Raw genomic sequence first — 24896 nt, 5'->3', positions numbered from 1 at the left:
CCCTTCACCGTGACCAGCGCTGACGCGTGCGAGCACGGCAGCATGGTCCAGCCATTGCCTAGACTGGCAAACACGAGAGATCGCTCGCGTTTCACCAAGAATGCGAGCGACCACTCGCGTTTGTCAATCGCGTTCGGAGAGCTGGGGATAACGCGTGCCCGACACCACACCGAAGGACGGCGCCTCGCAGGCCGCGCGGAAGGGCGGCGCCCCGGGGGACGGCACCCCGGAGAAGGAGCAGGCGCCGCGCCGCCGCCAGGCCCGCGGCGAACGCCGCATCGCCCAGCTGCTCGAAGCCGCCGCCCAGGTCTTCTGCACCACCGGCTACACCGCCGCCAGCACCAACGCCATCGCCCGCGCGGCGGGCGTCTCGCCCGGCACGCTCTACCAGTTCTTCCCGAACAAGGAAGCGATCGCGATCGAGCTGGGCGACCGGCTGATGCACGAGATGCGGGAGGCGTACGGCGAGGCACTGGCCCCCGTCGACCCCGCCACACCGCTGGAGGAGGCGATCGGCTCGGCCGTGGACCGGTTCATGGCGTTCAACACCGACCATCCGGTCTTCTTCGCGCTGATGCACGGGCCCGACATCCCGGGCCGGATGGCCGAGGCGCACGACCAGCTGCACACGACGGTGATCGGCCGGATCGAGGCGCTGCTCGGCTCACTCATGCCCGGCGCCGCCCCGGCCGACGTCACCCGCACGGCCCACGTCTGCCTCGGCGTCTACAAGACCGGCCTGGAACTGGTCCTGGCCCACGAGGGCGCCGAGCGCGCCGCGTACGTCCGGGAGACCAAGGACGTCCTGATCCGCTACCTCGAACCCCTGGTGGGCGACCGACTCGGCCGCACGTGATCCGGAACACCGGGAACCCGGGCGTGGGAGCCGTTGGAGTCATACCCCCTAGGGGTATAGTCTGAGAAGAGATGGGGCTCCCGCGGGCCTCCCCGGCCGCCGCCGACCCCACTGGCCCCACACGCCTCGACGAGGAGTAACGACATGACCGCTCAGACCGACACCACGGGCCCCGTCACCACCGTCTACCAGGTGACCGGCATGAGCTGCGGCCACTGCGAGGGCTCCGTGTCCGGCGAGATCTCCCAGATCCCGGGCGTCAGCTCGGTGAAGGCCGTCGCGTCGACCGGCGAGGTGACCGTCGTCTCCGACGCCCCGCTGGACGAGGAGGCCGTGCGCGCCGCCGTGGACGAGGCCGGTTTCGAGCTGGCCGGCCAGGCCTGAGGAAAACCCTCCCTTTCCCCGACCCGGGCCGTGCCGACCAGCTGATACTGGATCCGTACGGCCCGGTCCGATGTCTGGAGTCCGGACATGACCAGCACCACCGCAGAAACCGCTCGGACAGCCGCGGCCACGGGTGACGCCTCCGAGGTCGAGCTGCTCATCGGCGGGATGACCTGTGCCTCCTGCGCCGCCCGGGTGGAGAAGAAGCTCAACCGGATGGACGGCGTCAGCGCCACCGTCAACTTCGCCACCGAGAAGGCCAAGGTCGCCTTCTCCGGCGGCGTCCAGGTCGCCGACCTGATCGCCACCGTGGAGAAGACCGGCTACACCGCCGAGGAGCCGCCGCCGCCCCGGCCCGCGCCCGCGGCGGAACCGGAAGCCCCCGCACCGGACGCGGAACTGGGCGCCCTGCGCCACCGCCTGCTCGTCTCCGCGCTGCTCGCCGCCCCCGTGGTCCTGCTCTCCATGGTCCCGGCGCTCCAGTTCGACAACTGGCAGTGGCTCTCGCTCACCCTCGCCGCGCCGGTCGTCGTCTGGGGCGGCGCCCCCTTCCACCGGGCCGCCTGGACCAACCTCCGGCACGGCGCCGCGACCATGGACACCCTCGTCTCGGTCGGCACGCTGGCCGCGTTCGGCTGGTCGCTGTGGGCGCTGTTCCTCGGCGACGCCGGCATGCCCGGCATGCACGACGAGTTCCGCCTCACCGTCTCCCGCATGGACGGCGCCTCCACGATCTACCTGGAGGTGGCCGCCGGAGTCGTCGCGCTGATCCTGCTCGGCCGCTACCTGGAGGCCCGCTCCAAGCGCCGCGCCGGCGCCGCCCTGAAGGCCCTGATGGAGCTGGGCGCCAAGGACGTGGCCGTGCTGCGCGAGGGCCGCGAGGTCCGGATACCGGTGTCGTCCCTGGCCGTCGGCGACCGGTTCGTCGTCCGCCCCGGCGAGAAGATCGCCACCGACGGTACGGTCGTGGAGGGCGTCTCCGCGGTCGACGCCTCGATGCTGACCGGGGAGTCGGTGCCGGTGGACGTCGGCCCCGGCGACCGGGTCACCGGCGCCACGGTCAACGCGGGCGGCCGGCTGGTCGTGGAGGCCACCCGGGTCGGCGCGGACACCCAGCTCGCCCGGATGGCGAAGCTGGTCGAGGACGCGCAGAACGGCAAGGCCGAGGTGCAGCGGCTCGCCGACCGGATCTCCGCCGTCTTCGTGCCCGTGGTCATCCTCATCGCGCTCGGCACCTTCGGCGTCTGGCTGGGCGTCACCGGCGACACCGTGGCCGCGTTCACCGCCGCCGTCGCCGTGCTGATCATCGCCTGCCCCTGCGCCCTCGGCCTGGCCACCCCGACCGCGCTGATGGTCGGCACCGGGCGCGGGGCCCAGCTCGGCATCCTCATCAAGGGTCCCGAGGTGCTGGAGTCCACCCGCCGCGTGGACACGGTCGTCCTGGACAAGACCGGCACGGTCACCACCGGCCGGATGAGCCTCCAGGCCGTGTACGTCGCCGAGGGCGAGGACGAGAAGGAGCTGCTGCGGCTCGCGGGCGCCCTGGAGCACGCCTCCGAGCACCCCGTGGCCCGTGCCGTCGCCGCCGGCGCCGAGGAACGCGCGGGAGCGCTGCCGCCGGCCGACCACTTCGAGAACGTGCCCGGCCGGGGCGTGCGCGGGCGCGTGGACGGCCGGGAGGTGGCCGTGGGGCGCCTCTACGACGACCTCCCGCAGGACTTGGCCCGCGCGGCGCGGGAAGCCGAGCAGGAGGGCCGTACGGCCGTCGTGGCGGGCTGGGACGGACGGGCCCGCGGGGTCCTCGCCGTCGCCGACGCGGTCAAGGAGACCAGCGCCGAGGCGATCCGCGAGCTGCGGGCGCTGGGGCTGACGCCGGTGCTGCTCACCGGGGACAACCGCACCGTCGCCGAGGCGGTCGCGCGCACGGTCGGCATCGACCCCGCGCACGTCCACGCCGAGGTGCTGCCCGAGGACAAGGTGGACGTCGTACGACGGCTCCAGCGCGAGGGGCGGGCCGTGGCCATGGTGGGCGACGGCGTGAACGACGCGGCCGCGCTCGCCACGGCGGACCTGGGCCTGGCCATGGGCACCGGCACGGACGCGGCGATCGAGGCCGGCGACCTGACGCTGGTGCGCGGGGACCTGCGGGTGGCGGCGGACGCGATCCGACTGTCGAGGCGGACGCTGGCCACCATCAAGGGCAACCTGGTGTGGGCCTTCGGCTACAACGTCGCCGCGCTGCCGCTGGCCGCCGCGGGGCTGCTCAACCCGATGATCGCGGGGGCGGCGATGGCCTTCTCCTCGGTGTTCGTGGTGACCAACAGCCTGCGGCTGCGGGCCTTCCGGTAGGGCGGCGGCAATTGCCGGGGCGGATGTCCCGGTCCCCCTGGAGTCCGGCGCGCGCCTCACATAAGCTCTTCACAAGGCTCGCGCATCATCCTTACGCTTGAGTCCCGATCGCCGTATCGGGGCTCTTGCGCACCTAAAGGACATATGCAAGAGACGCAGATCACAGTGATGCGAACGTAACCCTCGAAGGGGTTCGAGGGTCTAAGTTGGCGGTGTCAGACCAGCGTCTTGGGGGGCGCTGACTGGCGTCTGGGGATGTCTTGGGGGACCTCCTCAGAGATGCGTTGCCGGGGCACGTACACCGGGAAGCTTTGAGCGGCCCTTCCGGCGTGCGTTGTCCCGGCAGATCGCACATCACTGGAGCAGGCCGAGTTTTGCTCGTTCTGCTCACCGACAGCGATTCAGGCGCTGTCCTCTCCAAGCGCCCGGCCGGATCCCGTGGGGGGAATCCGCACCGGGACATGGGAAGGCGCCCTGGTCGTCGGCCCGTGGGGGGACCGGCGTCTCAGGGCGCCTTCCGCTTTCGCGTTGTCGCGACTTCGTGCCGACGGCCTCTCGGTGAGCGCGGCCCGTCACACCGGCCAAGGGGCGTGGGGAACCGCGCTGCCGACACTGGCCGGCCCGCAGTCGCCCACACCCTTCAGCGGCACGCTGTCGGGCGCACACCGGCCAAGAACACTGCTCCGGTGTGGGGCCCCGGCGAACGCGGCCCCCTCACCGGAAGGTGTCAGCGCTCCTCGACCGGAACGAAGTCGCGCTCCACCACGCCCGTGTAGATCTGGCGCGGGCGGCCGATGCGGGAGCCCGGCTCCTTGATCATCTCGGTCCACTGGGCGATCCAGCCCGGCAGCCGGCCGAGGGCGAACAGGACCGTGAACATCTCGGTCGGGAAGCCCATGGCGCGGTAGATCAGACCGGTGTAGAAGTCCACGTTCGGGTACAGCTTGCGCTCGACGAAGTAGTCGTCGGACAGCGCGTGCTCCTCCAGCTTGAGGGCGATGTCGAGGAGCTCGTCCTCCTTGCCCAGCGCGGAGAGCACGTCGTGCGCGGCGGCCTTGATGATCTTGGCGCGCGGGTCGAAGTTCTTGTAGACCCGGTGGCCGAAGCCCATCAGGCGGACGCCGTCCTCCTTGTTCTTCACCTTGCGGATGAAGGTGTCGACGTCGGAGCCCGAGTCGCGGATGCCCTCCAGCATCTCCAGCACGGACTGGTTGGCACCGCCGTGCAGCGGGCCCCACAGGGCGCTGATGCCGGCCGAGATCGACGCGAACATGTTGGCCTGCGAGGAGCCGACCAGGCGGACCGTGGAGGTCGAACAGTTCTGCTCGTGGTCGGCGTGCAGGATCAGCAGCTTGTCCAGCGCGGCGACGACGACCGGGTCCAGCTCGAACTCCTGCGCCGGCACCGAGAAGGTCATGCGCAGGAAGTTCTCGACGTAACCGAGGTCGTTGCGCGGGTAGACGAACGGGTGGCCGATCGACTTCTTGTACGCGTAGGCCGCGATCGTCGGGAGCTTGGCGAGCAGCCGGATCGTGGAGAGGTCACGCTGCTTCTCGTCGAACGGGTTGTGGCTGTCCTGGTAGAACGTGGACAGCGCCGAGACGACCGAGGACAGCATGGCCATCGGGTGCGCGTCGCGCGGGAAGCCCCTGTAGAAGTTCTTGACGTCCTCGTGCAGCAGCGTGTGCCGCGTGATGTCGTTCTGGAACGCCGTCAGCTGGTCGACGGTGGGCAGCTCGCCGTTGATCAGCAGGTACGCCACCTCAAGGAAGGTGGAGCGCTCGGCCAGCTGCTCGATGGGGTAGCCGCGGTAGCGGAGGATGCCCGCCTCGCCGTCGAGGTAGGTGATCGCGGATTTGTAGGCGGCGGTGTTGCCGTAGCCGCTGTCCAGAGTCACCAGACCGGTCTGGGCGCGGAGCTTCCCGATGTCGAAGCCCTTGTCACCGACGGTGCTGTCGACCACCGGGTAGGTGTACTCGCCGTCGCCGTACCGCAGTACTACAGAGTTGTCGCTCACGTCTTCCCTCACCGACGTAGTGCCTCATCTTCGAGGTGCCCTGACTGTCTCTACCATCCCCCATTTGGCTCAGGAGAGTGCACTCGGGGTCGACCATTGGGCCTATTGGCGGCACTCAGTGCCGTCAACCTGCTCATCCTGCCCCCTCGAAGGGGTTACCGGAAGTGCTCTGTGACCTTCACGACTCGTTTGATCGATCATTTTCGCCGCGGGGCCGGATTCCGTGCCACCACCGTGACTTCGGGGCCACCGCCCGTGACTTCAGGACCCGCCACCGAGGGGCCGGGACCCCAGTCTGAAGTCCAGGGCCGTGCAGCGCCGCCCGGCCGACACCGTGCGCACCGCCTGCCCGATCGCCTTGCGTGAACCGACGAGAACGACCAGCTGACGGGCCCGGGTGACCGCCGTGTAGAGCAGGTTCCGCTGGAGCATCATCCATGCTCCCGTGGTGACGGGAATCACCACGGCGGGATATTCACTGCCCTGCGAGCGGTGAATGGTCACCGCGTAGGCGTGGGCCAGTTCGTCCAGTTCGTCGAATTCGTACGGAACCTCCTCATCCTCGTCCGTCAGCACGGTCAGGCGCTGGTCGACCGGGTCGAGCGAGGTGACGACACCCACGGTGCCGTTGAATACGCCGTTTTTCCCTTTCTCGTAATTGTTACGAATCTGGGTGACCTTGTCGCCGACACGGAAGACCCGGCCACCGAACCGCTTCTCCTGTAGATCGGGCCGCCCCGGGGTGATGGCCTGCTGGAGCAGCCCGTTGAGCGCGCCCGCGCCGGCCGGCCCCCGGTGCATCGGCGCGAGCACCTGCACGTCCCGGCGCGGGTCCAGCCCGAACTTGGCCGGGATCCGCCGCGCGGCCACGTCCACGGTGAGCCGGCCGGCGGCCTCCGTGTCGTCCTCCACGAAGAGAAAGAAGTCCCTCAGCCCGTCGGTGAGCGGATGCTGCCCGGCGTTGATGCGGTGGGCGTTGGTGACGACACCTGACTGCTGGGCCTGCCGGAAGACCCGGGTGAGCCGGACGGCCGGGACGGGGCTGCCGTCGGCGAGCAGATCGCGCAGGACCTCCCCCGCGCCCACGCTGGGCAACTGGTCCACGTCCCCCACGAAGAGCAGATGGGCCCCCGGCGGTACGGCCTTCACGAGCTTGTTGGCGAGCAGCAGGTCCAGCATGGAGGCCTCGTCCACGACCACCAGGTCGGCGTCGAGGGGCCGGTCCCGGTCGTAGGCGGCGTCCCCGCCGGGCTTCAGCTCCAGCAGCCGGTGCACGGTGGAGGCCTCGGCTCCGGTCAGCTCGGCCAGCCGCTTGGCGGCCCGGCCGGTCGGCGCGGCGAGCAGCACCTTGGCACGCCGGGCCCGGGCCAGCTCCACGATCGAGCGCACGGTGAACGACTTGCCGCAGCCGGGGCCGCCGGTGAGGACGGCGACCTTCTCGGTCAGCGCGAGCTTCACGGCCGCCTCCTGCTCGGGCGCGAGGTCGGCGCCGGTGCGGGATCCCAGCCATCCGAGCGCCTTGCCCCAGTCGACGTCCCGGAACCCGGGCATCCGGTCCTCGTCCGTGCGCAGGAGCCGCAGCAGCTGGGCGGAGAGGGAGAGTTCGGCGCGGTGGAAGGGGACGAGGTACACGGCGCTGACGGGCTCGTCGCCGCCGCCGTCGGGTCCGGGCACCTTCTCCCGGACGACCCCCGGGTCGCCTCCGTCCTCCGGTACCCGGCCCAGCTCGCCCAGACACTCGATGACCAGCCCGGTGTCCACCTGGAGCAGCTTCACGGCATCGGCGATCAGCCGCTCCTCCGGCAGGAAGCAGTGCCCCTGGTCGGCGGACTGCGACAGCGCGTACTGCAGGCCGGCCTTCACGCGCTCGGGACTGTCGTGCGGGATCCCGACCGACTGGGCGATCTTGTCGGCGGTCAGGAAGCCGATGCCCCAGACGTCGGCGGCGAGCTGGTAGGGGCGTTCCTTGACGACGGAGATCGACTCGTCGCCGTACTTCTTGTAGATCCGCACGGCGATGGAGGTGGACACCTCGACGGTCTGGAGGAAGAGCATGACCTCCTTGATCGCCTTCTGTTCCTCCCAGGCGTCGGCGATCTTCTTGGTGCGCTTGGGGCCGAGGCCGGGGACCTCGACGAGGCGCTTGGGCTCCTCCTCGATGATCCTGAGCGTGTCGACGCCGAAGTGCTGGGTGATGCGGTCGGCGAAGACCGGCCCGATGCCCTTGACCAGCCCGGACCCCAGATAGCGCCGGATGCCCTGGACGGTGGCCGGCAGTACGGTCGTGTAGTTCTCGACATGGAACTGCTTGCCGTACTGCGGGTGCGACCCCCAGCGGCCCTCCATCCGCAGGGACTCACCGACCTGGGCACCGAGGAGCGCGCCGACCACGGTGAGGAGGTCCCCGGCACCTCTGCCGGTGTCGACCCGGGCGACCGTGTACCCGTTCTCCTCGTTGGCGTAGGTGATCCGCTCCAGTACGCCTTCGACCACGGCAAGACGCCGTTCACCGGTCTGGGTCCCCGCCTGTTGAGCCATGATCCGACGGTACCGGTGGGGTCTGACAGCGGCCTATGGCCTATGGCCTATCGGTGTTCGCGTGGCCGTGAGCGAACGCCGGAGGCGGTGTGCTCGGCGGATGCGGTGTGCCATGGGGGCTTCGACCCGACCATTGCCGGGAGCGTGGCGCGGGCCGGGTGCAGGGCCGGCGGGAGATGCGGCCCGCGAGCGTGGAGGGCGACGTGGGCTTCGGCGTCCTCCATCCCCGCGGGGGCTGCTGCATCCCGACGGGGGCTGATCGCGGGCCTTCACCGCGGTCAGAGGGGATTGAGGCGGGCCTTGAGCAGGCAGAACTCGTTGCCCTCGGGGTCGGCGAGAACGTGCCAGGACTCGTCGCCGGTCTGACCGATGTCGGCCGGGCGCGCCCCGAGCTTCAAGAGGCGTTCCAGCTCGGCGTCCTGATCGCGGTCCGTGGCGTTGACGTCGATGTGCAGCCGCGACTTCCCCGGCTCCGGCTCGTCCCTGCGGCTGAGGAAGAGCGTCGGCTGCGCGCCGCCGAAGCCTTCCCGTGGGCCGATCTCGATGCTGCCGTCCTCTTCGCGTCCGAGCACCACGAAGTCCAGGACCTCGCACCAGAACCGCGCCAGCACCTCGGGTTCGCGGCAACCGAGCACGAGTTCACTGATACGACATGCCATGGGCGGGACCTGCTCTCAGCGTGGGTCGGCCGGTAGGGCCGCGCGGAGCGGGTGGGCTCCACGCGGTGGGAACACGCCCGAGACCGTACCGGGCAGGGCGAGCGGGTGCGAAGGGGTTTTGGTTCTGGGGGTGAAGGTGGGGCGGATGGGGGGCGCTTGCGGGGCATCTCCATGCCCGACCCCGTGAGCGGACGGGTGAACGTCTGCGTGGCTTCGACCAGTTGGATGCCTGGGGGCAGCGAGCCGTGCGCGCGGTGGAGGCCACGGAACTGTTCACCGGGGGTGAGCAGGTAGCCGTTGGGCAGCTCGCTTCTGGGGCAGTGTCGGGATTCCGCGGTCCGCGTCAGAACCGAGCGAGCGGCCCGGAACAGCGGGGGCCCCCGCCGGTACCGGGCCCTCGGGTCGACTGGGGGCAAGCCGTCGGCGGGGGCACGCGGTCGCGTCTCGCCTGCACGCTCGGTGGGCTTGGCGGCTGACGACCGGTGAGTGGCAGCTCGCGGCCGGTGAGGGGTGCGCCGTCGCACCTTGCCTGCACGCCGAGTGGGCTTGGCGGCGAACGCTGGGCGAGAGGGGCGCGGTCACGTCTCACCAGCATGCCGGGCCGGTCCGGCGGCTAACGGCCGGTGGGGTGCGCCGCCGCGCCTCGCCTGCACGCCGGGTGGGCTAATCCTCGACCGCTGGGCGAGAGGGGCGCAGTCACGCCTCGCCAGCACGCCGGGAGGCTTGGCGGCTGACGGCCGGTAGCGGGGCGCCGTCGCACCTCGCCTGGACGCGAGCCGGTCCGGCGGCGAGCACTGAGTGGGGGGCGCGCGGTCCCACCTCGCCCGCACGTCGGGCCGGCCTGGCGGCTGACGGCCGGTGGGGGTACGCCGTCGCGTCTCGCCTGAACGCCGGGCCGGTTCGGCGGCTGACCGCCGGTGAGGGGTGCGCCGTCGCTCCTCGCCGGCACGCCGGGTGGGCTTGGCGGCGAACGCTGGGTGGGAGGCGCGCAGTCGCGCCTCGCCCGTACGCCGGGCCGGTCCGGCGGCTATCGGTCGGTGGGTGGGGCGCGCGGGCGCGTCTTGCCCGCACGCCGAGTCGGTCTGGCGGCTGACGGCCGGTGGGGGTTCGCGGAGCCGTCTCGCCCGCGTGCCGGGTGGGGGCGGCGGCCTGCGGGCGGGGGCGGGGCGGCGGGGGGATTGGCGGATGCGGGCCGGGGGTGTGTGGGGGGAAAGGCCCAGGTGGGGGGCTTTCGGGTGGAACGGAATTGCCTACCGCCGAGGCGGGGGCGAGTCGCGGCGCCTTTGGTCAGCGGCGGTGGCGGGGCTTGTCCTGGCGTGGGGGGAGCGTCAGCGTGATTTGGCGGACCAGTTGCTGGAAGCAGGCCAGGGACGCGCATGCGGGGAGGGCCGCGCCGGCGATTCCCGTGATCGTTCGGTCGGCCTGGGCCACGCACAGCATCATGGCCACGGACGAGAACAGCAGGACGATGAACCACGAGTGCAGGGCTCGGCGCTGGTGCAAGGCGCTGCGCAGGATGGAGAGGGAGGCCACCATCCAGGGGCCGTACACGAGAATGGGCCACCAGGCGATCATCTCGCCGTTCGTGCCCGACGTGATGTTGCGCAGTGGCCCGTAGGCCGCCATTCCGCCGAATACGCTGACCATCGCCACGATCACGGAAACGAATGCGGCGATCACGAAGCTGCTGGTCTGCATCCATTTGATGTGGATTTTACGGACCCGGCTCTTGCGGTGTCCGGCCCCGGCGGAGGGGCGTCGGATGGGCGGCAGTTGCCCGGTGATCCGGGCCAGGTTCTCCATCGGGTCGGCGTAGTCGGCGTAGTCCGCGGGGGGTGACGGCTCGTTGCGCGGGGGCGGGACCACGGCCGGCTGTTCGGCCGGGATGGCCTCCTGCAAGAGGTAGGCGAGTTCCTCGGCCGGGTCCCAGCCCGAGTCGGGGGGCACCAGGAGCGCCTCTGCGTCGAGTGCGTCGACGGGGCTGCCGTGCCAGACCGTACCCACCGTGTAAGGGGGTGTGTCCGCATACCGTTCACGCCGGGCGAAGGAGGAACCCGCATAGTCGTGATTCATGAAGATCCGCCCCCGTCACACGCGATCCGCGCGACAGTCAGAGTTTGCCTGGTCGGTCCACCGTTGATTAAGTTCCTCCTGCACCGCTTCCAATAGCGTGAGGAACTCGCGGAGCAGCGATTCGGTGGCCTGGGGTTCGACGCGTACGCCGTCTCCGCGCAAGGTGCCACGCGCCCCCAGCGAGCGTGCAACACCAGGTGTGTAAATATACTTTGCCACCGTCGCCACACGACTCGCAGACAGACTGTCTTTCCTCGCGTCGCGGTGAGGCAAGCCATGGAACCTTGCTGTCGTCATATTCTAGCTAACGCCGCCCCCTCTCCTCCAGATGCGCGGCAAATGAGTGAACATGGCGCAGGGGAAACGTTGGAAGTGCGTTTTTTCATTTGTGTCATTCGCTTTTCAGCGGCCAGTTTGTGAGTCGAGTGGTTTGTATTCTGAGAACCCTCCCGGTCTGATCGTCCGTCCCGCTGCGGGTGGCCCGTCCGGCCCCGGCGGCGGGTCCCCCGGTCCGCTCCCGGTCACGATTGGGTCTCGGCCGCCCGCCACCCCTTGCCCCCGGCCCGTGTAATCGATTCCAATCCTCCCTACGGCATCGATGTAATCGATTCCATGAGTCCACGAGGAGGTGGGGCCGGCGATGGCGAGCATCAAGGACGTGGCCGCTGCGGCGGGCGTGTCCGTGGCCACCGTGTCGCGGGCGCTGAACGGGCATCCGTCCGTCAGTGCCGACGCGCGGGCGCGGGTGATGGCGGCCGTGGACGCCCTGGGGTACCGGCCCAACGCCGTCGCCCGGTCCCTGCGGACGGACCAGACCCATACGCTCGGACTGGTCATCAGCGACGTGCTGAACCCCTACTTCACCGAGCTGGCCCGTTCCGTCGAGGAAGAGGCCCGCGCGCTCGGCTACAGCGTGATCATCGGGAACGCCGACGAGCGGCCCGAACTCCAGGACCACCACGTACGGAACCTGCTCGACCGGCGGATCGACGGACTGCTCGTCTCCCCCACCGACGGCGGTTCGCCCCTGATGCTCGACGCCGCCCGGACGGGGACGCCCATGGTGTTCGTCGACCGGTGGATCCCCGGCGTGGACGTGCCGGTCGTGCGGGCCGACGGACAGGCGGCCGTGCGGGATCTGGTCGCCCACCTCCACCGGCTCGGACACCGGCGGCTCGCCATCATCGCCGGGCCCGCCGCCACCACCACCGGCAGTGAGCGCGTGGAGGCGTTCCGGGCCGCGCTCGCCGCGTACGGACTCCCGCTCCCGGACGCCTACATCGGGCAGGGCGACTTCCAGGCCGAGAGCGGGCGGCGGGTCACCGAGGGGTTCCTCGATCTGCCGCAGCCGCCCGAGGTCGTCTTCGCCGCCGACAACCTGATGGCGCTCGGCGCGCTGGACGCCGTACGCGCGCGCGGGCTGCGCGTGCCCGACGACATCGCGCTGGCCGCGTTCGACGACATCCCGTGGTTCGTGCACACCGATCCGCCGGTCACCGCCATCGCCCAGCCGACCGGTGAGCTGGGGCGGGCCGCCGTACGGGCCCTGGTGGACCGGATCGAGGGGCGCACCCCGCGCTCCGTCACCCTGCCCGCGCGGCTCGTCGTACGCCGCTCCTGCGGAGAGGCGCACGTGCCCTCCCAGACCCCCGCACCCCCCACGCAGTCCCCCTCCCCAGTGCAAAGGAGCACGTCGTGAGCAACCCGGACGAGTTGCTGCGCATCGAGGGCATACGCAAGACCTTCCCCGGCGTGGTCGCGCTCGACGGCGTCGACTTCGACCTGCGCCGGGGCGAGGTCCATGTACTGCTCGGTGAGAACGGCGCCGGCAAGAGCACCCTCATCAAGATGCTCTCCGGTGCCTACACCCCCGATGCCGGCCGGATCCTCGCAGGCGGTGAGGAGGTGCGCATCCACGGTGCGCAGGACTCCGAGCGCCTCGGGATCGCCACCATTTACCAGGAGTTCAACCTGGTCCCCGATCTGACCGTCGCCGAGAACATCTTCCTGGGGCGGCAGCCGCGCCGGCTGGGGATGATCGACCGGAAGCGGATGGAGGCCGAGGCCGCGACGCTGCTGGAGCGTGTCGGGGTCGACGTCTCGCCCCGTGCGCGGGTGCGGGAACTCGGCATCGCGCGGCTGCAGATGGTCGAGATCGCCAAGGCGCTCAGCCTGGACGCGCGCGTGCTCATCATGGACGAGCCGACCGCCGTGCTCACCTCGGAGGAGGTGGAGAAGCTCTTCGCCATCGTGCGGTCGCTGCGCGAGGACGGCGTGGGGATCGTCTTCATCACCCACCACCTGGAGGAGATCGCCGCCCTGGGGGACCGGGTGACCGTCATCCGGGACGGGCGGAGCGTCGGGCAGGTGCCCGCCTCGACGCCCGAGGACGAGCTGGTCCGGCTGATGGTGGGGCGCTCCATCGAGCAGCAGTACCCGCGTCAGCGGCCGGAGAAGGGTGCGGCGCTGCTGTCCGTCGAGGGGCTGGGCCGTGACGGCGTGTTCCACGACGTGAGCTTCGAGGTGCACGCCGGCGAGGTCGTCGGTATCGCGGGGCTCGTCGGGGCCGGCCGTACGGAGGTCGTCCGGGCGGTGTTCGGCGCGGATCCGTACGACCACGGGGTCGTGCGGGTCTCCGGTGCCGAACTCAAGCGGCACGACGTGAACGCGGCGATGGCGGCCGGCATCGGGCTGGTGCCGGAGGACCGCAAGGGCCAGGGGCTGGTGCTGGACGCCTCCGTCGCGGAGAACCTGGGGCTGGTGACGCTCCGGTCGGCCACCCGGGCCGGGCTGGTGGACCGCAAGGCGCAGTACTCGGCCGCCGAGCGGATCGCCGGGCAGCTGGGCGTGCGCATGGCGGGCCTCGGGCAGCACGTGCGGACCCTGTCCGGCGGCAACCAGCAGAAGGTCGTCATCGGCAAGTGGCTGCTGGCCGACACCAAGGTGCTGATCCTGGACGAGCCGACGCGGGGTATCGACGTCGGTGCCAAGGTCGAGATCTACCAGCTGATCAACGAGCTGACGGCCGCCGGTGCCGCCGTGCTGATGATCTCCAGCGATCTGCCGGAGGTGCTCGGCATGAGCGACCGGGTGCTGGTGATGGCCCAGGGCCGGATCGCCGGTGAGCTCCCGGCCGACGAGGCCACCCAGGACGCCGTCATGGCACTCGCCGTCTCCTCCCCGACCGCCGGCCCGGGCTCCGCCGCCGGCTCCACCCCCCTCACCGACAAGGAGGCCCCCCGTGGCCACTGACACGCTCAAGAGGCCGGCGGGCGCGAGTGGCGCCCCGGGCGGCCTGCGCCGGCTGCTCCTGGACAACGGCGCGCTCACCGCGCTGATCGTCCTGGTCATCGCCCTGTCGGCGCTGTCCGGCGACTTCCTGACGACGGACAACCTGCTGAACATCGGCGTCCAGGCGGCCGTGACGGCGATCCTCGCCTTCGGTGTGACCTTCGTGATCGTCTCGGCGGGCATCGACCTGTCGGTCGGCTCGGTGGCCGCGCTGTCGGCGACCGTGCTGGCCTGGAGCGCCACCTCCCACGGGGTGCCGGTCGTGCTGGCGGTGCTGATGGCGGTCGCCACCGGCATCGTCGCCGGTCTGGTGAACGGTTTCCTCATCGCCTACGGCAAGCTGCCGCCGTTCATCGCGACGCTGGCCATGCTGTCGGTGGGCCGCGGTCTGGCCCTGGTGATCTCGCAGGGCTCGCCCATCGCCTTCCCGGAGTCGGTCTCCCACCTCGGGGACACCCTCGGCGGCTGGCTGCCGGTGCCCGTGCTGGTCATGGTGGTGATGGGGCTGATCGCCGCGTTCGTGCTGGGACGCACGTACATCGGCCGCTCCATGTACGCGATCGGCGGCAACGAGGAGGCCGCGCGGCTGTCCGGTCTCCGGGTGAATCGGCAGAAGCTCGCGATCTACGCCCTGTCCGGGCTGTTCGCCGCGGCGGCGGGCATCGTGCTCGCGTCCCGGTTGTCCTCGGCGCAGCCGCAGGCCGCCGACGGTTACGAGCTGGACGCCATCGCGGCGGTCGTCATCGGCGGCGCCTCGCTGGCGGGTGGCACCGGCAAGGCGTCCGGCACGCTGATCGGCGCGCTGATCCTGGCGGTGCTCCGCAACGGCCTCAACCTGCTCTCGGTGTCCGCGTTCTGGCAGCAGGTCGTGATCGGTGTCGTGATCGCGCTGGCGGTGCTGCTGGACACGGTGCGCCGCAAGGCCGGCGCGACCCCGGTGGCCGCCGGCACGGGCGGGCCGAAGGGCAAGCAGGCGGCGACGTACGCGCTCGCCGCCGTGGTGACCGTCGCCATCGTCGGCGCGACCTCCTTCCTGCACGGCGGCTCCTCGTCGTCCACGACCCCGAGGATGGGTCTGTCCCTGTCGACGCTCAACAACCCCTTCTTCGTGCAGATCCGGTCGGGTGCCCAGGCCGAGGCGAAGAAGCTGGGCGTGGACCTGACCGTCACCGACGCGCAGAACGACGCCTCGCAGCAGGCCAACCAGCTTCAGAACTTCACCAGTTCGAACCTGGGCGCGATCATCGTCAACCCGGTGGACTCGGACGCGGCGAGCAACTCCGTGAAGGCCGCCGACAAGGCGGACATCCCGGTGATCGCCGTGGACCGGGGTGTCAACCACGCGTCCGTGGACACGCTGGTGGCCTCGGACAACGTCGCCGGCGGCGAGCTGGCCGCGAAGACGATCGCCGAGAAGCTGGGCGGCAAGGGCAAGATCGTCATCCTCCAGGGCCAGGCGGGCACGTCGGCGGCCCGGGAGCGGGCGGCCGGGTTCGCCCAGGGCCTCAAGGCCTACCCGGGCATCCAGGTGCTGGCGCAGCAGCCCGCGGACTTCGACCGCACCAAGGGCCTCGACGTGATGTCGAACCTGCTCCAGGCCCACCCGGACGTGCAGGGCGTCATCGCCGCCAACGACGAGATGGCGCTGGGCGCGATCAAGGCGCTCGGCTCCAAGGCCGGCAAGTCCGTGCAGGTGGTCGGCTTCGACGGCACCCCGGACGGCCTGACCGCGGTCAAGAACGGCACGCTGTACGCGTCCGTCGCCCAGCAGCCCTCGCAGCTGGGGAAGATCGCCGTGGACAACGCCCTCAAGGCGGTCAAGGGCGACAAGGTGGACCCGACGGTGAAGGTGCCGGTGAAGGTGGTCACGAAGGACAACGTGGCCGGCTTCACCGGCTGACAACAGGCGGCTCGGGCGGGCGGCCCCGGGCACTTCCGGGGCCGCCCGCCCGGCGTCATCTCTCAGGGGAGTCAACTGATGTACGACTACGACCTTCTGGTCGTGGGATCGGCCAATGCCGACCTGGTGATCGGCGTCGAGCGGCGGCCGGCCGCCGGCGAGACGGTGCTCGGCGGCGATCTGGCCGTGCACCCGGGCGGCAAGGGCGCCAACCAGGCGGTCGCCGCGGCCCGGCTCGGCGCCGCCACGGCCCTGCTGGCGCGGGTCGGCGACGACGGCCACGGCCGGCTGCTGCTCGACTCCCTGCGCGCGGCCGGGGTCGGCACGGTGGGCGTGCTGGTGGGCGGGGCGCCGACGGGGGTCGCGCTGATCACCGTCGACCCGTCCGGCGACAACAGCATCGTGGTGTCGCCGGGCGCCAACTCCCGGCTGCTGCCGGCGGACGTCCGGGCGGCGGCGGGTGTGCTGCGCGCCTCCCGGGTGGTGTCGGCGCAGCTGGAGATCCCGCTGGAGACGGTCGTGGAGGTCGTGCGGAACCTGGCGCCGGGCAGCCGCTTCGTGCTGAACCCGTCCCCGCCGCGTGAGCTGCCCGCGGAGGTGCTGGCGGCGTGCGACCCGCTGATCCTGAACGAGCACGAGGCACGGGTGGTCCTCGGGGACGACTGCACGAGCGACGACCCCGAGGACTGGGCCCGGCTGCTGCTGGCCCGGGGCCCGCGCTCGGTGGTGGTGACGCTGGGCGCGGAGGGGGCGCTGGTGGCCGACGGTTCGGGGGTCGCCCGGGTGCCGTCGGTGACGGTGGACGCGGTGGACACCACGGGTGCCGGGGACGCGTTCACCGCGGCCCTGGCCTGGAGGCTCGGGTCCGGTGCGGACCTGGCGGACGCGGCGGCCTACGCGGCCCGGGTCGGTGCGGCGGCCGTGACCAGGCGGGGCGCGCAGGAGTCGTACCCGACGGCGGAGGAGGTCGAGGCCCTGTGAAGAAGGCGGGGATCCTCAACCGTCATCTCTCCGGCGCCCTGGCCGAGCTGGGCCACGGGCACGGGGTGCTGGTCTGCGACGCGGGCATGCCGATACCCGACGGGCCCCGGGTGGTGGACCTGGCCTTCCGTGCCGGTGTGCCGTCCTTCGCCGAGGTGCTGGACGGCCTGCTGGCCGAGCTGGTGGTGGAGGGCGCCACGGCGGCGGAGGAGGTGGAGGCGGCCAATCCAGCGGCGGCCGGGCTGCTGCGGGCCCGTTTCCCGGAGCTGGCCCTCGTGCCGCACGAGCGGCTGAAGGAGCTGTCGGCCGGGGCCCGGCTGATCGTCCGCACCGGTGAGGCCCGGCCGTACGCGAACGTCCTGCTGCGCTGCGGGGTGTTCTTCTAGGGCGCGGAGGGCCGGCACGTTGCGAGGGGGCCTCCCCGGCCCGCAGGCCCGGGACGCCCCCTCGGCGTTTCCCCTCCCTGCCGGAACCCGATCCCCCCGGGGTCCCCCGTGGTTCCGGCGACAGGTACGACACGGCGGGCGACGGAATGGTTGCACCCGCTTCCGGAATTCCTCCGCGCGGGTGAGCTAGGGTCTTTCGTCCGGGTCAGGCCGGATCACGTGCTCCACGAACCGCTCCGCCGTCTCCGCCAGCACCTCCCGCCCGTCCCGCGCCCACAGCCGCTCGTTGAACAGCTCGACCTCGATGGGGCCGGAGTACCCGGCGGCCTCCACCCGGCCCTTCCACTCCCGCATGTCGATCGCCCCGTCGCCGAGCTGGCCGCGCCCGTTGAGGACGCCCTCGGGCAGGGGGGTGGTCCAGTCGGCGAGCTGGAAGGTGTGGATGCGGCCCGCCGCTCCCGCGCGGGCGATCTGCGCGGGCGCCTGGTCGTCCCACCAGACGTGGTAGGTGTCCACGGCCACCCCGACCTGGTGCGCGGGGAAGCGTTCGGCGAGGTCCAGGGCCTGGGCGAGGGTGGAGACCACACAGCGGTCGGACGCGTACATCGGGTGCAGCGGCTCGATGGCGAGACGTACGCCGCGTTCGGCCGCGTAGGGGGCGAGGACGGCCAGCGCGTCGGCGACGCGCTCGCGGGCGCCGCGCAGGTCCTTGCTGCCGGCGGGGAGTCCGCCGGAGACCAGGACCAGGGTGTCGGTGCCGAGGGTGGCGGCCTCGTCGATCGCCGCGTGGTTGTCGCCCAGCGCCTCGGCCCGCTCGACGGGGTCGGTCGCGGTGAGGAAGCCGCCGCGGCACAGGGTCGTCACCGTCAGGCCCGCGTCCCGCACCAGCTTGGCCGCGGCCTCCACGCCGTACCGCCGCACCGGCTCCCGCCACAGGCCAACGCCGGGGACGCCCAGCGCGGTACAGGCGTCGGCCAGTTCGGGGAGGGGCAGCTGCCTGACCGTCATCTGGTTGACGGAGAAGCGCGCGAGTTCCGCCGTGTTCACCGGTCCACCCCGTACAGCGACAGAAGGGTCTTCATCCGTTCCTCGGCGAGCTTCGGGTCCGGGAACAGGCCGAGCCCGTCGGCGAGTTCATAGGCGCGGGCGAAGTGGGGCAGGGAGCGGGCCGACTGCAGGCCGCCGACCATGGCGAAATGGCTCTGGTGGCCGGCGAGCCAGGCGAGGAACACCACCCCCGTCTTGTAGAAGCGGGTGGGCGGCTGGAACAGGTGGCGGGACAACTCCACCGTGGGGTCCAGGAGTTCACGGAAGCCCTGGACGTCGCCCGTGTCCAGGACCCGTACCGCCGCGGCCGCGAGCGGGCCCAGCGGGTCGAAGACGCCGAGCAGGGCGTGGCTGAAGCCCTGGTCGTCGCCCGCGATCAGCTCCGGGTAGTGGAAGTCGTCGCCGGTGTAGCAGCGCACGCCCTGCGGCAGCCGCCGTCTGAGGCCGGCCTCGCGCCGGGCGTCCAGCAGGGAGATCTTGACGCCGTCGACCTTGTCGGGGTGGGCGGCGATCAGCTCCAGGAAGGTGCCGGTGGCCGCGTCCAGGTCGGACGAGCCCCAGTAGCCCTCCAGGGCCGGGTCGAACATCGGGCCGAGCCAGTGCAGGATCACCGGTTCGGCGGACTGGCGCAGGAGGTGGCCGTAGACCTCCAGGTAGTCCTCGGGGCCCTTCGCCGTCGCGGCCAGCGCCCGGGAGGCCATGAGGACGGCCTGGGCGCCCGCCTCCTCCACGACCGCGAGCTGCTCCTCGTACGCGGCCCGGATCTGCGCGAGGGTGCCCCCGGCGAGCTGGTCCGTGCCGGCACCGCAGGCGATACGGCCGCCGGCCGCGCGCGCCTCGGCGGCGCTGCGCCGGATCAGTTCGGCGGCGCCCGCCCAGTCCAGGCCCATCCCGCGCTGGGCGGTGTCCATGGCCTCGGCGACACCGAGCCCGTGGGACCACAGGTGGCGGCGGAAGGCGAGGGTGGCGTCCCAGTCGACGGCGGCGGGCGCGCCGGGCGGGACGTCGGCGAACGGGTCGGCGACGACGTGGGCCGCCGAGAAGACCGTGCGGGAGGTGAAAGGGGTGCCGGGGGTGAGGGAGAGGGGCGTGGTGCGCGGCTCGTACGGGCGCAGGGTGCCGTCGGCCGCGGGGAGTCGGAGGGTCACAGGGAGATCTCCGGTACGTCGATGCGGCGGCCCTCGGCGGAGGACTTCAGGCCCAGTTCGGCGAGCTGGACGCCCCGGGCGCCGGCCAGCAGGTCCCAGTGGTAGGGGGCGTCGGCGTAGACGTGCTTGAGGAACAGCTCCCACTGGGCCTTGAAGCCGTTGTCGAACTCGGCGTTGTCGGGCACCTCCTGCCACTGGTCGCGGAAGACGTCGGTGGCGGGGACGTCCGGGTTCCACACCGGCTTGGGGGTGGCGCTGCGGTGCTGGACGCGGCATCCGCGCAGGCCGGCGACGGCCGATCCCTCGGTGCCGTCGACCTGGAACTCGACCAGCTCGTCGCGGTGGACGCGGACCGCCCAGGAGGAGTTGATCTGGGCGACGGCGCCGCCCTCCAGCTCGAAGACGCCGTAGGCGGCGTCGTCGGCGGTGGCGTCGTAGGGCTTGCCGTTCTCGTCCCAGCGCTGGGGGATGTGGGTGGCGGCGAGGGCCTGCACGGAGGTGACCCGGCCGAACAGCTCGTGCAGGACGTATTCCCAGTGCGGGAACATGTCGACGACGATGCCGCCGCCGTCCTCGGCGCGGTAGTTCCAGGAGGGTCGCTGGGCGGGCTGCCAGTCGCCCTCGAAGACCCAGTAGCCGAACTCGCCGCGCACGGAGAGGATCCGGCCGAAGAAGCCGCCGTCGACGAGGCGCTTCAGCTTCAGCAGGCCCGGCAGGAAGATCTTGTCCTGGACGACGCCGTGCTTGACGCCCTTGTCGTGGGCGAGACGGGCGAGGGCGAGGGCGCCTTCGAGGCCGGTGGCGGTGGGCTTCTCGGTGTAGACGTGCTTACCGGCCGCGATCGCCTTCGTGAGGGCCTCCTCGCGGGCGGAGGTGACCTGGGAGTCGAAGTAGATGTCGACGGACGGGTCGGCGAGGACGGCGTCCACGTCGGTGGAGACCTGGTCCAGGCCGTGCCGCTCGGCGATCTCCCGCAGGGCGTGCTCGCGGCGGCCGAGCAGGACCGGTTCGGGCCAGAGCACGGTGCCGTCGCCGAGGTCGAGGCCGCCCTGGTCGCGCAGGGCGAGGATCGACCGGACGAGGTGCTGGCGGTAGCCCATGCGCCCGGTCACGCCGTTCATGGCGATACGCACCGTCTTGCGTGTCACGTGAGTCCCCTTCGTGGGCCGGTGGAGCAAGCAGTTCAGCCGTCGGATAGCAAGCGCTTTCTACACGAGGAGAAGCTAGCCTCTGGAAGTGGTCTGTACAAGACCGCGTCCGCTCCGAGTTGTTCGAGGATGCGAACAACCACGCGTCGTGGCCTTAGGGTCTGCTCGGAACCAGGACGGACGCCCTGCTGTCTACGAGGGCGTACCAGACGACGCGTGACCGGAGGACGACGAGATGACGGTGACCCTGGCGGACGTGGCGGCCCGCGCCCAGGTCTCGCCCGCGACGGTGTCGCGCGTGCTGAACGGCAACTACCCGGTCGCCGCGTCCACCCGCGAACGGGTCCTGCGCGCGGTGGACGAGCTGGACTACGTCCTCAACGGCCCCGCGAGCGCCCTCGCCGCGGCCACCTCCGACCTGGTCGGCATCCTCGTCAACGACATCGCCGACCCGTTCTTCGGGATCATGGCGAGCGCGATCCAGGCGGAGATCGGCGGGCCGGGCGGGCGCGCGGGCGGCGAACGCCTCGCGGTCGTCTGCAACACGGGCGGTTCCCCCGAGCGCGAGCTGACGTACCTGACCCTGCTCCAGCGGCAGCGGGCCGCCGCCGTCGTGCTGACCGGCGGGGCCGTGGAGGACGCGCCGCACGCGGCCGCGGCCGCGGCCAAGCTGCGCAAGCTGGCGGACGCCGGCACCCGGGTGGTGCTGTGCGGGCGCCCGCCGGCGCCGGACACCGGGGCCGTCGCGCTGACCTTCGACAACCGGGGCGGCGCCCGCGCGCTGACCGACCACCTCATCGGCCTCGGCCACCGCCGGCTCGGCTACATCGCCGGCCCCGAGGAACGCACGACCACCCGGCACCGCCTGGAGGGCCACCGCGCGGCGCTCGCGACGGCGGGCGTCGAGGAGGACCCGCGCCGGACGGTCCACGGCCGCTACGACCGCCGGTCCGGTCACGAGGCCACGCTGGAACTGCTGCGCCGCGACCCCTCGTTGACGGCGATCGTGGCCGCGAACGACTCCGTCGCCCTCGGTGCCTGCGCCGCGCTGCGGGAGTCCGGGCTGCGCATCCCCGAGGACGTCTCGGTGGCCGGCTTCGACGACCTGCCGTTCAGCGTCGACGCGGTGCCGTCCCTCACGACGGTCCGGTTGCCGCTGGCGGAGGCGGGGGCGCGGGCCGGGCGCATCGCGATGGGCCGGGAGGAGCCGCCGCCCGGGGGGATCGCCTCGGTGCGGGGGGAGCTGATGGTGCGGGGGTCCACCGGGGTCCCGCGGGAGTAAGGGTGCGGGGGTCCTCCGGGGTCCCGCCTGGAGTCGAGCGTGCGCGTGTCGGGGGCGGTCGGCCGGACCGCCGCGTCCTGACAGCACCGGCAGCAGTGCAGCACCGGCGGCACCGATGAGTTTTCGAGGTGCCGGGCGTCTTCACCGTCGTAAGCAACGGACACATGCCGAGGAGCGGGACCATGCGGGTCGTCGTCACCGAGTTCATCAGCCTTGACGGAGTCGTACAGGCCCCGGGCGGGCCCGAGGAGGACACCGACGGGGGGTTCTCGCACGGCGGGTGGTCGCACCCCTTCTTCGATCCGGAGGTGGTGGGCGGGGCCTTCGCCGCGGGGCTGGAGCAGGCCGAGGCGCTGCTGTACGGGCGGCGGACGTACCTGACGATGGCCGCCGCGTGGCCGGAGCGGGCGGGGGACCCGTTCGCCGACCGGCTGAACTCCATGAAGAAGTACGTCGTGACCGACACGCTCGGCGAGTCCGAGCTGAGCTGGGAGAACACCGCGCGGATCCCGGGGGCGCGGGCCCTGGACACGGTGCGGGAGCTGCGGGCCGCCGAGGGCGGGGACCTGGCGATGATGGGCAGCCCCACGCTGGTGCGGGCGCTGATCTCGGCGGAACTCGTGGACGAGTTGCGGCTGGTGGTCATGCCCGTGCTGCTCGGAGGCGGGAAGTCGGTCTTCCCGGCCGACGGGGGGCTGCGCAGCTGGGAGCTGGTGTCGTCGGCCACCGCGAAGACCGGGGCGCAGGTGAACGTGTACCGGCCGGCCGGGCGCTCGTAGGCGTGGACGGGGGCGCGGGGGCGTCCTAGGCTCGGGGGAGCAGGATCTCTGACTGGGTCAAGCATCCGGGGGCGATCGTGACCGTCCAGGACGTCCGCGCTTTCAACCGGTTCTACACGGGTGTGATCGGCGCCCTCGACTACGAGCGCCACCTGTACGCCCCGTACACCCTGACCGAGGCCCGCGTGCTGTACGAACTCGCGCACGCGCCGTACCTCGACGCGGCCGACCTGCGCGGTGGGCTGGGGCTCGACGCCGGGTACCTGAGCCGGATCCTGAACCGTTTCGAGGAGGACGGGCTCGTCCGGCGGGAGCCGTCGCAGGACGACCCGCGGCGGCGCCGGATCACGCTGACCGCGCGCGGGCGTGAGACGGCCGCGCTGCTGGACGAGCGGGCCCGGGAGTCCGTCCGGGCGCTGCTCGACGGCGTCGCCCCGGCGGACCGGGACCGGCTGGCCGAGGCCATGCGGACCATCCGGGAGATCCTGGGCGGGCAGAAGCAGGCCGCGGACGTGGTGGTGCGGGAGCCGCGGGCCGGGGAGCTGGGGTGGATCGTGCAGCGCAACGGCGCGCTGTACGCGGCCGAGTTCGGGTGGAACACCGAGTACGAGGGGCTCGTCGCCCGGATCGTCGCCGACTACGCGGCGGATCACGATCCGGCTCTGGAGCGGGTGTGGATCGCGGAGCTGGCCGGGCGGCCCGTGGGCTGTGTGATGTGCGTACGGGACGACGCGCCCGGCACCGCGCGGCTGCGGCTGCTGCTCGTGGAGCCCGGGGCGCGCGGGCACGGCGTCGGCGACCGGCTGGTGCGGGCCGTGATCGACTTCGCCCGCGGGGCCGGCTACCGGGAGCTGGTGCTGTGGACCAACGACGTGCTCGGCAGCGCCCGCCGCCTCTACCAGCGGCACGGGTTCGTCCTGGTCGCCGAGCGGCCCCACCGCTCCTTCGGCAAGGACCTGGTCGGCCAGGACTGGCGACTGCCGCTGCGCGGACCGGGCGAGTGACGGCGTCGCCTCCGCCGCGGGCGACGGTTCCCGCCGGCCATACCCAGCACCCCTCACCCCGCCCCCGCTCCGTCCCCGCCACTGCCTCCCCCGGCCACGGCCCGGCCCCCGGCCAACCGAACCCGGTACCCGCCCCAGGCCACGGCACACCGCGCCCCGGCCCCCGGTCCGCCCGGCGCGGGGGGTCGTATCGTGTGGCGGGTGGGGCGGGTAGGGTCCCTGCCCATGAAGCTGGCGTTCTCCACTCTCGGTGTCCCCGGCCTGCCCCTCCCGGAGGTCCTCGCGCTCGCGACCGCGCACGGCTACCACGGTGTCGAACTGCGCGCCCACCCCGAGGAACCGGTGCACCCCGGCCTGAGTCCCGCCCGGCGAGCCGAGACCGCGGCCCTGTTCCGGGATTCCGGGGTCGAGGTGCTGGGCCTCGCCGGGTACGCGCGCGTCGCGGCCCCGGGCGACGACGCGCCCGTGCTGGAGGAGGTCCGGGACCTCCTGCGGCTGGCCCACGACCTCGGCGCGCCGTTCGTCCGGGTCCTCCCCGGCGCCGACCCGGACCGGCCCCGCGAGGAGTCGGACGCGATCGCCGCCCGGCGGCTCGGCACCGCCGCCGAGGACGCCGCCGCCCTGGGCGTCCGGATCCTGCTGGAGACCCACGACTCCCACCGCACCGGCGCCGACGCGATCCGGGTCCTCGGCCCGGTCGGGCACCGGCAGGTGGGGGCGCTGTGGGACGTGATGCACACCTGGCTGGGCGGTGAGCAGCCGTCGGACACCTACGCGGCCCTCGCCCCGCACCTGGGCTACGTCCAGGTCAAGGACATCGCCTCGGCCGAGGACACCACCCCGCTGCCGCTCGGCGCCGGGGTGCTGCCGCTCAGCGAGTGCGTGGACGTGCTGTCCCGGCACCACTGGGACGGCTGGCTGTGCTGGGAGTACGAGAAGCGCTGGTACGAGGAGGCCGCGCCGCTCGCGGATCTGCTCGACGCCGGTCGTGAGCACCTGCTGAGGTTGCTGGGCGAAGCCGCCTAGACTCCGCCGCTCCCTCCGCGGACAGCCG

At 72.1% G+C, this 24896-nt stretch carries 19 protein-coding genes; 12 read left to right on the top strand and 7 right to left on the bottom strand.

The genetic code is table 11. The features are described 5' to 3' along the window. Positions 1–154: 154 nt before the first annotated feature. From AB0947_RS13315 to AB0947_RS13305, 3 genes are all read left to right on the top strand, one after another. Positions 155–856, top strand: a complete 702-nt coding sequence (locus AB0947_RS13315) for a TetR family transcriptional regulator (RefSeq protein ID WP_366750461.1) — start codon at positions 155–157, stop codon at positions 854–856. 144 nt (positions 857–1000) lie between these two features. Continuing rightward, the gene (locus tag AB0947_RS13310; RefSeq protein WP_366750460.1) at positions 1001–1240 is read left to right on the top strand and encodes a heavy-metal-associated domain-containing protein; all 240 of its coding nucleotides are present in this window, start codon (positions 1001–1003) and stop codon (positions 1238–1240) included. A gap of 87 nt (positions 1241–1327) precedes the next feature. Further along, the gene (locus AB0947_RS13305) at positions 1328–3589 is read left to right on the top strand and encodes a heavy metal translocating P-type ATPase (RefSeq protein ID WP_366750459.1); all 2262 of its coding nucleotides are present in this window, start codon (positions 1328–1330) and stop codon (positions 3587–3589) included. A gap of 727 nt (positions 3590–4316) precedes the next feature. Here the strand turns inward: AB0947_RS13305 and AB0947_RS13300 are convergent. The 4 genes from AB0947_RS13300 to AB0947_RS13285 all read right to left on the bottom strand — a co-directional run bounded on the left by AB0947_RS13300 (position 4317) and on the right by AB0947_RS13285 (position 10807). Further along, positions 4317–5606, bottom strand: coding sequence for a citrate synthase (locus AB0947_RS13300; RefSeq protein WP_041665198.1), 1290 nt, complete (start codon positions 5604–5606; stop codon positions 4317–4319). 261 nt (positions 5607–5867) lie between these two features. Continuing rightward, positions 5868–8144, bottom strand: coding sequence for an ATP-dependent RecD-like DNA helicase (locus tag AB0947_RS13295; RefSeq protein WP_366750458.1), 2277 nt, complete (start codon positions 8142–8144; stop codon positions 5868–5870). A gap of 278 nt (positions 8145–8422) precedes the next feature. Then, entirely contained in the window at positions 8423–8803 is a 381-nt protein-coding gene (locus AB0947_RS13290) for a VOC family protein (RefSeq protein WP_366750457.1), read from the bottom strand. 1287 nt (positions 8804–10090) lie between these two features. Further along, positions 10091–10807, bottom strand: a complete 717-nt coding sequence (locus tag AB0947_RS13285; RefSeq protein WP_366750606.1) for a DUF2637 domain-containing protein — start codon at positions 10805–10807, stop codon at positions 10091–10093. Positions 10808–11516: 709 nt separating this feature from the next. Here AB0947_RS13285 and AB0947_RS13280 point away from each other — a divergent pair. From AB0947_RS13280 to rbsD, 5 genes are all read left to right on the top strand, one after another. Next, complete coding sequence (locus tag AB0947_RS13280; protein WP_366750456.1) at positions 11517–12575, top strand: LacI family DNA-binding transcriptional regulator; 1059 nt, start codon at positions 11517–11519, stop codon at positions 12573–12575. Then, positions 12572–14128, top strand: a complete 1557-nt coding sequence (locus AB0947_RS13275; protein WP_366750455.1) for a sugar ABC transporter ATP-binding protein — start codon at positions 12572–12574, stop codon at positions 14126–14128. Before AB0947_RS13280 ends, AB0947_RS13275 begins: the two co-directional genes overlap by 4 nt. After that, the gene (locus AB0947_RS13270) at positions 14118–16067 is read left to right on the top strand and encodes a substrate-binding domain-containing protein (RefSeq protein ID WP_366750454.1); all 1950 of its coding nucleotides are present in this window, start codon (positions 14118–14120) and stop codon (positions 16065–16067) included. Before AB0947_RS13275 ends, AB0947_RS13270 begins: the two co-directional genes overlap by 11 nt. Before the next feature lie 78 nt (positions 16068–16145). Then, a complete protein-coding gene (locus AB0947_RS13265; protein WP_366750453.1) occupies positions 16146–17048 on the top strand; it encodes a ribokinase in 903 nt (300 codons plus the stop codon). Continuing rightward, positions 17045–17434, top strand: coding sequence for a D-ribose pyranase (rbsD, locus tag AB0947_RS13260; RefSeq protein ID WP_366750452.1), 390 nt, complete (start codon positions 17045–17047; stop codon positions 17432–17434). Before AB0947_RS13265 ends, rbsD begins: the two co-directional genes overlap by 4 nt. A gap of 186 nt (positions 17435–17620) precedes the next feature. On the opposite strand, the gene AB0947_RS13255 is transcribed toward rbsD, so the two are convergent. The 3 genes from AB0947_RS13255 to AB0947_RS13245 are packed head-to-tail and all read right to left on the bottom strand — an operon-like array spanning position 17621 to position 20777. Continuing rightward, positions 17621–18481, bottom strand: a complete 861-nt coding sequence (locus tag AB0947_RS13255; RefSeq protein ID WP_366750451.1) for a sugar phosphate isomerase/epimerase family protein — start codon at positions 18479–18481, stop codon at positions 17621–17623. After that, positions 18478–19629, bottom strand: a complete 1152-nt coding sequence (locus AB0947_RS13250; RefSeq protein WP_366750450.1) for a dihydrodipicolinate synthase family protein — start codon at positions 19627–19629, stop codon at positions 18478–18480. Before AB0947_RS13250 ends, AB0947_RS13255 begins: the two co-directional genes overlap by 4 nt. After that, on the bottom strand, positions 19626–20777 hold the full coding sequence (locus tag AB0947_RS13245; protein WP_366750449.1) for a Gfo/Idh/MocA family oxidoreductase: 1152 nt from the start codon (positions 20775–20777) through the stop codon (positions 19626–19628). Before AB0947_RS13245 ends, AB0947_RS13250 begins: the two co-directional genes overlap by 4 nt. A gap of 235 nt (positions 20778–21012) precedes the next feature. On the opposite strand from AB0947_RS13245, the gene AB0947_RS13240 reads away from it, so the two are divergent. The 4 genes from AB0947_RS13240 to AB0947_RS13225 all read left to right on the top strand — a co-directional run bounded on the left by AB0947_RS13240 (position 21013) and on the right by AB0947_RS13225 (position 24868). Next, positions 21013–22059, top strand: a complete 1047-nt coding sequence (locus tag AB0947_RS13240) for a LacI family DNA-binding transcriptional regulator (RefSeq protein WP_366750448.1) — start codon at positions 21013–21015, stop codon at positions 22057–22059. A gap of 182 nt (positions 22060–22241) precedes the next feature. Further along, positions 22242–22838, top strand: a complete 597-nt coding sequence (locus AB0947_RS13235) for a dihydrofolate reductase family protein (RefSeq protein WP_366750447.1) — start codon at positions 22242–22244, stop codon at positions 22836–22838. Positions 22839–22915: 77 nt separating this feature from the next. After that, positions 22916–23842 (top strand): bifunctional helix-turn-helix transcriptional regulator/GNAT family N-acetyltransferase, encoded by a 927-nt coding sequence (locus AB0947_RS13230; RefSeq protein WP_366750446.1) that lies wholly within the window; start codon positions 22916–22918, stop codon positions 23840–23842. Positions 23843–24067: 225 nt separating this feature from the next. Beyond that, positions 24068–24868 carry a sugar phosphate isomerase/epimerase family protein gene (locus AB0947_RS13225; protein ID WP_366750445.1) on the top strand — a complete coding sequence of 267 codons (801 nt, stop codon included), beginning with the start codon at positions 24068–24070 and terminating at the stop codon, positions 24866–24868. Positions 24869–24896 lie beyond the last annotated feature (28 nt).

It is taken from the genome of Streptomyces sp. NPDC047841, from assembly GCF_040704085.1.
GTDB lineage: Bacteria > Actinomycetota > Actinomycetes > Streptomycetales > Streptomycetaceae > Streptomyces > Streptomyces argyrophylli.
Note: the sequence above shows the minus strand (reverse complement) of the source record. Positions and strands in the feature narration are given on the sequence as shown.